The following is a 10,655-nucleotide window of genomic DNA, read 5'->3' as shown; positions in this document are numbered from 1 at the left end:
TCGAGCGCCTTTTTGCTTGATGAATAGTCAATAATTACTTGACATTTTAGAACCTATGGTAAATTCCCAAATCTAATGTGTTTGAGTTGCCAAAAACTGCATTTTGTGCAATTGGGCATACCAACCATCTTTTTCTAGTAAACTTTCGTGCGTTCCCTCCTCTTTGATTTCGCCTTTGTCCAAAACCAAAATTTTATTGGCATTTTGAATTGTAGATAAACGGTGTGCAATAACGATGGCAGTGCGACCTTTCATCAATTTTGCAATGGCATTCTGAATCATCTCTTCCGTTTCAGTATCTACCGAAGATGTTGCTTCGTCGAGCACGATTACTTTAGGGTCGTGTACAAGCGCACGCACAAACGAAATCAATTGTCGTTGACCTACCGACAAAGTTGCGCCACGTTCCATCACATTATAATCATAACCGTCGGGTAATCTTTCAATAAAATCGTGCGCTCCTACCAATTTGGCAGCTTCAATAATTTTTTCTCTTGTAATAGACTTATCTCCTAGAGTAATATTATTTTCAATAGTATCCGAAAACAAGAATACATCTTGCAACACCACACCAATTTTACTTCTCAAACTTTGTAATTCGTATTCATGCAAATCACGACCATCGATATAAATTTTTCCTTTATTGATTTCATAAAAACGGCTCAAAAGGTTTATGGTCGATGATTTTCCTGCACCTGTAGCACCAACCAAAGCTATGGTTTCGCCTTGTTTAACCTCAAAAGAAATATCTTTCAATACATATTCTTCGTCGTTATAGGCAAACCAAACATTTTCAAACTTTACATCACCTTTCAAATCATTGGCGCTGTACGAGCCGTTGTTGGCAACATATTCATCCGAATCCAATAATTTCAAAATACGCTCAGTCGACACGATTCCCATTTGTAAGGTATTAAAGCGGTCAGCCAAGAAACGAATCGGACGGAAAAACAAGTTCATAAACATAATAAATGCCGTGAGTGTACCCAAGGTAATATCATGATTGAGAATTTGCTTTGAACCAAACCAAACAATTAATCCAGTCCCAGCCGCCAAAATAACATCGGCTACAGGAAAATAAACCGAATAAGCCCAAATTGAACGAATATTGGCATCTCTATGTGTCTGATTGATGGCTACGAACTTTTTGTATTCTAAGTCCTCAGCACTAAAAGCCTGTACGATATTCATCCCTGTGATGTGTTCCTGCACGAAAGAGTTTAGGTTGGAAACCGCAATACGCACCTCATTGAATGACTTTTTGATATATTCTTTAAAAATATAAGTCGATACCACCATAAATGGAACGGTCATCAAACAAATAAGTGTCAAACGCCAGTCGGTATAAAACATAACTCCAGTAATCAATACCAATTGTAAGATATCGCCTGCGATGGATGCTAAACCTTCCGAGAAAACGTCGTTGAGGGTTTCGATATCCGAAACGGTACGAGTTACCAAGCGACCGATTGGGGTATCGTCAAAAAACTTGAGTCTTAAATGAAGGATTTTTTCGTACAATGCCACACGAATATCTCGAATAACGGTTTGTCCGAGCCATCCAGCCATGTAAGAAGTAACAAACTGCAAGAAACCTTGCAGCAATAATACGCCAAGCATCGCCAAAAGCATCAAAGATAAACCGTTGTAATCGCCACGAGCTATCTCATTGTCAATCGTATGGCGAATCAATAAGGGATTGAGTGGAACCACACAGGCCATTACCATAATTAATACTACCAACGACCAAAAACGTACTTTGTAAGGTTGCAAAAAACCGTAAATGCGTCTTAATATTTCAAAATCAAAAATTTGCCCGCTTTTTTCTTCTTTTCTCAATGTTCAGAAAAATTAAAATTATAGTCTATTCTCAATTACAGAAAGCTCAAAGTCCTCTCAAACTTTTACTATCTTTGACAAAGTTATTAATAAACCTTATCCTTTAAAAACAACAGCGACAAAGCGCAATTAGTTTAGATTGGAGAAAAAACTAATGTGAGAGGCTTCAGGCAAAAAGGCAAGGAGGCAAGAGTTTTTTTAAATTAAAAATAAAAGAGGGATTTGCATTATTCTTTTTGAACTATTGCCTAATGCCTATCCCCTCTCAACTCAAATAAATGAACCTACAACACATTACCGAACAGGTGGCTTTATTGACACGCAAAACAGCTTTGTTTGTGAAAGAAGCTGCGTCTGAATTTTCGAGAGATAGTATCGAATACAAAGGGCTCAACGATTTGGTTTCGTATGTTGATAAAGAAACCGAAATTCGTTTGGTAGAAGGGCTCAGACAAATTTTGCCTGAGGCTGGCTTTATCGCAGAAGAAGGTACTGCCGAACGCACTGAAGACCAAGAATATGCTTGGATTGTGGACCCTGTAGACGGAACCACGAATTATATGCACGGCTTGCCAGTGTTCGCCATTTCGATTGCACTTATGCACCACGACAAGATTGTGAGTGGTGTTGTCATGGAAATCAACCGTGAAGAGTGTTTTACGGCTTGGCTGGGCGGTGGCGCCTATTTGGATGGTAAACCAATCAAAGTATCGTCAGCCAATCAGCTGAAAGATAGTCTTTTGGCAACAGGATTTCCGTATTATGATTTCAAACAAACAGACCAATATTTGGCTATTTTGAAGGAGTTGATGCAAAAATCGCATGGTTTGCGCCGCATGGGTTCAGCAGCCGTTGATTTAGTTTATACGGCTTGTGGTCGTTTTGAAGGCTTTTTTGAATACAACCTCAAACCTTGGGACGTGGCAGCGGGAACACTCATTGTTCAAGAAGCAGGAGGAATTGTCAGCGACTTTAAAGGTGGCGACGATTTTATCTTTGGTCGTGAACTAATTGCTGCTTGCGGTGCGTTTCATGAATTGAAAGAGGTTATCCAAAAACACTGGAAATAGCTAGGTGATTTGAAGATTTGTGGATTTGAAGATTTGAAAATGGAGATAAGCCAATAATTTTCAAAGTACCCTTTTATCGAACTCAAAACTCATCCATCTTAACTCGTCACATAATGGAAAATATTATCATAGCACTTATTTTTCTTGCTGCTATCGCCTATTTAGTGCGATTGGTTTGGAATAATTTTAATCCGAAAAATACAGCAGGATGTAGTAAAGGTTGTGGGTCTTGCGCAGCGCTGGATGCCGACAAAATTATCGCGCAGATGGAAAATCAAAAGACAAGTTGAAAATGGCAAAGCTTTCTGCTTTGCCATTTTTTTTTCAAATTCTATTTTATCAAAACCCAAAAATCTCGTCTTTTTCATCGGCCAATCTACATCAACCCAATAATACCCTGTAAACCAATAAAATACAAATCATCTCAGCCATTTCCATTCAACTTCCTTTGCTGATATTTTAATTTTTAAAAATAAACTAGCATCTTTGGGTAAAGGAGTTTTGTTGAAAAAACTAACAAACCCTCAATTACTTAATAAACAATCAAAATGGCACAAGCAAAATCGGGCGATAAAGTTAGCGTCCATTACACAGGAAAATTAACAGATGGTACTATTTTCGACAGTTCAGAAGGTCGTGAGCCTTTAGTATTTGAACTTGGTACTGGTATGGTGATTGCTGGTTTCGATAATGGTATTACTGGTATGACTATCGGAGACAAAAAAACTGTACATATTCCAGTAGATGAGGCATACGGTCCAGTAAATCCTGAGTATATGGCGATGTTCCCTCGTAACGAAATTCCTGCTGATATTCCTTACGAAGTAGGTATGCAATTGAATATGCACCAAGATGGTACTGGTCAAGTAATGCCTGTAGTAGTAACCGAAGTTACAGATACACACATTACTTTGGATGCAAACCACCCATTAGCTGGAAAAGATTTGATTTTTGACATTGAATTGGTAGCTATCGGCTAATCACTTTATTCAGATAGACTATCAAATAATGATGAGTTGTGAGTGATGGATTATGACTGTAAAACTTTGAAAAGTAAGTTAATGGGCAAAATAAGCTTATATAATTACACTTTAATTTACCTTCCTAATTCATCACTTCAGCTTAGATTAGCGGGCAAAATTAAAATAATTTTACCCGCTTTAGGCTCTAGTCATTAGGCTAAATGTCAAAAAGTGTTTCTCACGAAGCCTATTGCATACAGCTTACTGCGTAAAGCCTACTAATGCAATTTTATTTTGCATTAATAGTTTTTACATTTTAGCCAATTGCTTCAACGCTTCTACAAAAACATCTAACTCTTTGGTAGTTATGTACAAATGAGGCGTAACTCTAACGCCAAAAACACCTGCATAACCAATTGCCACCGTAAAAATTTTATACTCTTCCATTAATTTCTTGGCTAAATCGGCAGGATTCATTCCTTTGATACCCACATTTGCAATCCCACAGGCTCGAGGTGAATCATCGGGGGTATTGAGAACGATATTGGGAATATTTCTTACTTTTTTCGTCCAATATTCTTGTAAATATCTTAGTCTGGCCTCTTTTCTGGCTACGCCTATCATATTATGAAAATCAATGGCATCTACAATCGCCAAATCAGTGGCCACAGGGTGAGTACCTGTATGGTTTAGTTTTCGAATATCCTCATCTTTATAACCCATATCACCAAACATTTGCCAAACGGGCTTTATTTTATCTTTCCGCACATACAAAATACCTGCCCCAAGTGGATTACCCAGCCATTTGTGCAAACTACTTCCATAATAATCCACATCGCCCAAATCTCCTATTTTGAAATCCAAGTGAGCAAAAGCGTGAGCGCCATCCACCATGACCTCCACCCCATGTCGATGTGCCATTTCAGTGATTTTTTTAATGGGTAAAATTTGTCCTGTAATGTTTATCAAATGACAAACCATCAACAATCGAGTTTTGGGAGTAATTGCTTTTTCATAAACTTCCACAATTTCCTCATCTGATTGAGGATGCAAGGGCACCGAAATCACCTTATTTGTCAAGCCATGGCGTTTGGCTTGAAGCTTAAACATATCCAACATCGCACCATAATCATGTTCGGCCATGAGTGCTTCGTCACCTGTTTTCCAATCAAAACCTGCAATGATGGTATCTAAAGATTCGGTGGTATTTCTGGTAATAATCAACTCTTCAAACGAGCAGCCCAATAACTCGGCTAATTTTTTTCGAGAAATCATTTTATCATCAAACTGACGCGTGCGCATATAATACGAGGATACTTTATTCACAGCCTGAATATGCTCCAAGTATTTTTGCATCACAGGTTTGGCGGTCATGGAGTAATAGCCATTTTCGAGATGAATGAAATCCTTCGGAACATCATATACCTCTCGAATCTTTAACCAGAACTGTTCCTCTTCCGCTAATTTTTTGGCAGGTAAATGTTCATGGAGTTGAATCAAATCTGATAACTGAGTCTGCGACAATACGGCAACACCTGTAAGATTTTTGAGAAACTGACGTTTGGAGAGGTAAGAGTTCATGCTTTTATTAGAAATTAATTTAGTTATGTTAGACGTTAAGTTAGTGAGCAAAATAAAATTTAAGATTGTACTTTGGGCTTTCTGGTAAAGGTTTTCGGCGGTGAGCTTTGTAAAAATGCCTATCGGTGGTTATTAAAAAACATTTATCACTCTTTGCCTTGTGCCTCAACACATAACGTTAATCTTATTTTGCACGATTACTTATTAGTATTTAAGTTAGCGGATTATGCGGTTAACTAATAACTTCTTTTACTTTCTTTATAAAAAAGATAAGTCTACAATGCGATATGAGTATAAGTAGTTCATAGCTTTACTATATAGAAAGTGATTTATAATTAGGACTGTAAGAAGGATTCCAAACTATTTCAGATTTGGGATTGCGGATTTCGGGAATAAGGTTAAATACCTTTATTTTTTAAGCAATGTAAAAAATTACACTTCCGAAATCCAACATCCGATATCTGAAATAAATGATTTTGATAATCCTTCCTTCATTACTGATTTATAATTTCTAATTCATTATCATATTCCCAATTTAATAAAAAGCTATATATGTCCTTTAAAAGTAAATTTACCTCTCAGATTGTAAGTTTTTGCCTTTCAGCAGCGCTGCTTTCTTCCTATTCAACCATCGGTTTTTCACAAAGTATTCCTCAGCCTGTAGGACCAATTCCTAACGAAAATCAGCTCAAATGGCAGGAAATGGAATATTATGCCTTCGTCCACTTTTCGACAAATACTTTTACCAACCAAGAATGGGGCTTTGGTGACGACGACCCCAAGATTTTTAATCCTACTAACCTAGACTGCCGTCAATGGGCACGCGTATGTAAAGAAGCTGGGATGAAAGGGATTATCATTACCGCCAAGCATCATTCTGGATTTTGCCTGTGGCCTTCTAAATATACTGAATATTCTGTTAAAAATTCTCCATGGAAAAATGGGAAAGGAGATATTGTAGGCGACTTGTCCAAAGCTTGTAAAGAATATGGGCTCAAATTAGGGATTTATCTTTCTCCTTGGGATAGAAATTTTGCTGATTATGGCAAGCCAGAATACATTACCTATTTCAGAAATCAATTGCGAGAATTGATGACTCAATATGGAGATATTTTTGAGATTTGGTTTGATGGTGCCAACGGTGGTGATGGTTATTATGGGGGTACACGAGGCACTCGCAAAATCGACCGAACAACCTATTATGACTGGTCGAATACCTACAAACTTATCCGTGAGTTACAGCCCAAAATCGTGATTTGGAACGACGGCGGCGACCGTGCCGACCTCCGTTGGGTAGGTACAGAAGAAGGATATGTTGGTGAAAAAAACTGGAGTTTACTCAATGCCAAAGGTGATGTACCCGAAGATATGCTACGTCATGGGGTAGAAAATGGTGAGGTCTGGGTTCCGGGTGAAGTAAATACCTCAACTCGTCCAGGCTGGTTTTATCATGAATATGAAGATAGTCGCGTAAAATCATTGCCCGATTTGATGAACACCTATCATCATTCCATTGGTAGAAATGGGACATTATTGCTCAATTTCCCAATTGATAAAAGGGGTTTGATTCATGAAAATGATGAAAAAGCGGTAAAAGCATTGGCTAGGGCAGTAAAAGAAGCTTATTCTGTCAATTTGGCACAAAACAAGAAAGCCACTGCAACAAATACCAGAGAAAATGCTTTGATGTTTAATGCCTCTAAAGCTTTGGATGGCGACAAAAATACTTATTGGGCAACCGATGAAGGTGTAACAAATGCCGCTATTACGATAGATTTGGGTAAGCCAACCATCTTTAATCGTTTTATGGCGCAAGAATATATCAGATTAGGGCAACGAGTAAAATCATTTAAAGTAGAAGCGCTAATCGATGGCAGTTGGAAAGAATTAGCCCAACAAACTACCATTGGATACAAACGAATTTTGGTTTTTCCGACAGTAAGAGCTACTAAAGTTCGCTTTACAGTGTTGGATGCCAAAGCCTGTCCTTTGATTTCGAACATTGGTGTTTTTAACGCTCCCCAGATACTCACTGCACCGAGTATTACGAGAAATCAAGCAGGAGAAATAAACATCAAAGCCGATGACCCAGAATCACAAGTTTATTATACACTAGATGGTAGCACACCAACTACCAAATCAGTAAAATATACTGGCACGATTCAAACCAATGGCAAAATGACAGTTAAAGCCATAGCAGTAGAAGCCTCCACTAAAAAGAGTTCGGAGATAGCTGAAGAAAAGTTTGATATTGTAAAAAAAGACTGGAAAATTGTGGGTATCTCAGATGAAAAGGCGTATAAGGTAATCGATGGCAACTATCATACAGCTTGGTATCAAGCCAAAACACAAACCCTTCCTGCCGATTTGACGATTGATTTAGGCCAAGAAGTTACGCTTACAGGATTTAAGTATTTGCCTTGGCAAAGCACAGACGGTGTGATTTCGAAATATCAGTTTTCTGTTTCATCAGACGGTATAAAATGGACAATTGTGAACGAGGGAGAATTTTCAAACATTAAAAACAACCCACTTTTACAAGTCAAAACCTTTGCTCCCAGTAAAGCCAAGTTTATTAAATTTACTGCTTTAAAAAATACGAAAAACGATAATTGGGCAGGCTATGCCGAGTTAGATGTGATTACGAAGTAGACAAACAGGAGTCATCCTGAATTCTGTAACTACAATGGTTTTATAAACTTCATCAAAAAAGCGCTTAGAAAATTGTTTTTCGAGCGCTTTTTTGATGAAATTATGAAATATTTTACTCGGCTAAAGACGCAAGCATTGCGTCTCTACTGCTGGAAATCAAATTTTTACATAATCACTCGCTCAATTACTAAATCGCTAAATAAGGGATAACTCATTTTTTATATTTCCCTTAAATTAAAGTGCTTTGATTAAGAAAATGCCTGTATATTTTATATTTGCTAAAAAATCAAAGAAGGAATAACCCTTTCGATATACTATGTTGCAGTCAATTGAAATTGAACATTTCAGATGCTTTAATAAAATTAAGGTAAATGGATTTAAAAATATTAACCTGATAAGTGGGTTAAACAATGCTGGGAAAACTGCATTATTAGAAAGCTTACTCATTTGTTCGTTTCCAACGCCTCAATCGATTAATATATTAAGAAAATTTAGAAGTGAGAATGATAAGTTAATTACTCGTTCTCCTGAAAAAGTCTGGAATAGTTTTTTTAATAATCTGGAAATTGACAAACCTATTCAATTTAATACAGTTAGTAGTCAAAATGAATATTCTTCAACTCACATCAACAGTGTAAATGATGTTAGTTCAGTTATTGAAACTATCTCTAACAGTGAGTTACCCAATCTGAATGAAAAACTTATCAGTTTGTTAGGTGATAAATTTCAAAATTCTTCAATTCTAAATATAGAAAGTCGAATACTAGAAAATACTTATTCATTTTTCTTACTTCCTGATAAAGAAGATGATAAAATAGGTGCTTTGGGTAGACATGTAAAGGATTTTCAAACAGTACCATTTTTGCATACTCATTACAGAATAAATGATACCCTACTTGCTAGTTTGTACAGTACAGCAAAAGAGTTAAGAAAAATTTCACATTTTAACCAAATCCTTACTGTTATTGATAATAGTATCGTTGGTTCAGAAATAGATGCCCCTGGCGGTGAGCCTGTTATCAAGCTTATACTCAAAAATGAACAATCTCTTCCATTAGGGCTATTTGGCGATGCGGTAAGAAAAATCGCTGAGCTAATGTTAATTGTTCTCAATAATGACACCTCTGTAGTATTTATTGATGAAATTGAAAATGGTATTCATTATACCAAGCAAGAAGAACTATGGAGGAAGTTATTTGAAATTGTTGGAGACAAAGTACAAATATTTGCAACCTCACACAGTCTCGAAATGATTAAGGCTTTTAATAAAGTAGCATCAAGCGAATCTCTCAGTCAACATGCTATGTACTACGAAATGAGCCGAAATCAGCAAAATGGCCAAATTGTCGTAAATCCCATGACCATGGAAATGCTCAAGTATGAAATTATGACCAACAATCAATTTAGAGGAGAATAAAACATGAAAACCCTAGTAATAGTTGAAGACCAAAACGATGCCTATATTTTTGAAGCTCTTATTCGCCATCTTGCTAAGGAAGATTCAATGAAAGTTATTGATACACCAGAGTGGGAATTTATAGCTTCAGAACCCAATCCAGAAAAACCAACTGCTTTAATAAAAGGACTTCAAAATCTTACTAATGATTTCTCAAAAGGTAAGTACAATAAAGTTATTATCATTAGGGATATGGATAGTTTTGGAAAACCCAATCGCCTCTCTATGATTAATAATGCCTTGCAAGATGCTTATTCAGAAATTGTTACTATTCCAGAGATTACAGATACAAGCCAGTATGTAGCGATTGATTTTCCAATAAATGGCCAAGAAAATGAATTCACGCGTGTTGAATTTGCTTGTTTGCTCATTCATAAAGATGGTGAAGGAGAAATAGAAGATATACTTCGAGCAATCAAAATCCAAAAATCTCCTGTAGCTGATTGTATAGATAAGTTATTACCAAACTGTTTAGCGCAAAAGGGAGAAAGTATAAAAAATAAGGAGTTAAACAAACTATGGATAAATCACTATCAGCGATACGATACACTAGAGAAAAAAGATAGAACGGCAAAAAATACTTCTCCTGAAAGTGTGATGCTACATCGTGCACCAGATTTGTACGATTTTGACAACAAGACACTCCCTGCTTTAGTTGAGTTAAAAACATTATTTGAAAATCTTTAATTTAAAACATGAATCATCCCTAGTTTCGGAATTAGGTCTTTCTCCAACTATATATGAAACATGAGTCATCCCAAATTTTAAGATTGGGATTATCCTCCATAATTTTCATAAAAAAGGGGTCGGAATATATTTCCCGACCCCTTTTTTGAGGCTATCATGCTAGATTTACTTGGTTTGAGACGCAAGCATTGAGACGCAAGCATTGCGTCTCTACTCGGAGAATCTAAATTTTAACATAATCACTCATTCGCTCAATCACTCAATTGCTAAATTAGGGATGACTCATGTTTTAATGGATAACTCTGCCTTAGAAGCAAGCATGCTCCACTGCTACTGCAACAGATATACAAAATAATCACTCATTCTCTCAACCACTCAATCATTTATAAATCTCTCAACATTTTTTCC

General features: G+C 36.7%; 8 protein-coding genes. 6 read left to right on the top strand and 2 right to left on the bottom strand.

Going from position 1 to position 10,655, the window contains the following annotated elements; translation table 11 throughout:
- Positions 1 to 72 precede the first annotated feature (72 nt).
- Positions 73 to 1,839, bottom strand: a complete 1,767-nt coding sequence (locus tag ACOVQ4_RS04135) for an ABC transporter ATP-binding protein (protein WP_421819389.1) — start codon at positions 1,837 to 1,839, stop codon at positions 73 to 75.
- Between the two features lie 278 nt (positions 1,840 to 2,117).
- Between ACOVQ4_RS04135 and ACOVQ4_RS04130 the strand changes: the two genes are divergently transcribed.
- From ACOVQ4_RS04130 to ACOVQ4_RS04120, 3 genes are all read left to right on the top strand, one after another.
- On the top strand, positions 2,118 to 2,909 hold the full coding sequence (locus ACOVQ4_RS04130) for an inositol monophosphatase family protein (RefSeq protein ID WP_421819388.1): 792 nt from the start codon (positions 2,118 to 2,120) through the stop codon (positions 2,907 to 2,909).
- Positions 2,910 to 3,022: 113 nt separating this feature from the next.
- Positions 3,023 to 3,199, top strand: coding sequence for a FeoB-associated Cys-rich membrane protein (locus ACOVQ4_RS04125; RefSeq protein WP_421819387.1), 177 nt, complete (start codon positions 3,023 to 3,025; stop codon positions 3,197 to 3,199).
- 258 nt (positions 3,200 to 3,457) lie between these two features.
- Complete coding sequence (locus ACOVQ4_RS04120; RefSeq protein WP_095162398.1) at positions 3,458 to 3,889, top strand: FKBP-type peptidyl-prolyl cis-trans isomerase; 432 nt, start codon at positions 3,458 to 3,460, stop codon at positions 3,887 to 3,889.
- A 291-nt stretch (positions 3,890 to 4,180) separates the two neighbouring features.
- On the opposite strand, the gene ACOVQ4_RS04115 is transcribed toward ACOVQ4_RS04120, so the two are convergent.
- Complete coding sequence (locus ACOVQ4_RS04115) at positions 4,181 to 5,452, bottom strand: aminotransferase class V-fold PLP-dependent enzyme (RefSeq protein WP_421819386.1); 1,272 nt, start codon at positions 5,450 to 5,452, stop codon at positions 4,181 to 4,183.
- Positions 5,453 to 6,004: 552 nt separating this feature from the next.
- Here ACOVQ4_RS04115 and ACOVQ4_RS04110 point away from each other — a divergent pair.
- The 3 genes from ACOVQ4_RS04110 to ACOVQ4_RS04100 all read left to right on the top strand — a co-directional run bounded on the left by ACOVQ4_RS04110 (position 6,005) and on the right by ACOVQ4_RS04100 (position 10,247).
- Positions 6,005 to 8,104 carry an alpha-L-fucosidase gene (locus ACOVQ4_RS04110; protein ID WP_421819385.1) on the top strand — a complete coding sequence of 700 codons (2,100 nt, stop codon included), beginning with the start codon at positions 6,005 to 6,007 and terminating at the stop codon, positions 8,102 to 8,104.
- Positions 8,105 to 8,420: 316 nt separating this feature from the next.
- On the top strand, positions 8,421 to 9,521 hold the full coding sequence (locus ACOVQ4_RS04105) for an AAA family ATPase (protein ID WP_421819384.1): 1,101 nt from the start codon (positions 8,421 to 8,423) through the stop codon (positions 9,519 to 9,521).
- Positions 9,522 to 9,524: 3 nt separating this feature from the next.
- A complete protein-coding gene (locus ACOVQ4_RS04100; RefSeq protein WP_421819383.1) occupies positions 9,525 to 10,247 on the top strand; it encodes a DUF3226 domain-containing protein in 723 nt (240 codons plus the stop codon).
- Positions 10,248 to 10,655: the final 408 nt, after the last annotated feature.

The sequence above is a fragment of the Flectobacillus sp. genome (assembly GCF_049240685.1).
Taxonomy (GTDB): Bacteria; Bacteroidota; Bacteroidia; order Cytophagales; family Spirosomataceae; genus Flectobacillus.
Note: the sequence above shows the minus strand (reverse complement) of the source record. Positions and strands in the feature narration are given on the sequence as shown.

Coding starts and splice junctions, on each gene's coding strand:
- ACOVQ4_RS04120 (WP_095162398.1), top strand. CDS start 3,458: ATGGCACAAGCAAAATCGGGCGATAAAGTTAGCGTCCATTACACAGGA.
- ACOVQ4_RS04115 (WP_421819386.1), bottom strand. CDS start 5,452: ATGAACTCTTACCTCTCCAAACGTCAGTTTCTCAAAAATCTTACAGGT.
- ACOVQ4_RS04125 (WP_421819387.1), top strand. CDS start 3,023: ATGGAAAATATTATCATAGCACTTATTTTTCTTGCTGCTATCGCCTAT.
- ACOVQ4_RS04100 (WP_421819383.1), top strand. CDS start 9,525: ATGAAAACCCTAGTAATAGTTGAAGACCAAAACGATGCCTATATTTTT.
- ACOVQ4_RS04130 (WP_421819388.1), top strand. CDS start 2,118: ATGAACCTACAACACATTACCGAACAGGTGGCTTTATTGACACGCAAA.
- ACOVQ4_RS04105 (WP_421819384.1), top strand. CDS start 8,421: ATGTTGCAGTCAATTGAAATTGAACATTTCAGATGCTTTAATAAAATT.
- ACOVQ4_RS04110 (WP_421819385.1), top strand. CDS start 6,005: ATGTCCTTTAAAAGTAAATTTACCTCTCAGATTGTAAGTTTTTGCCTT.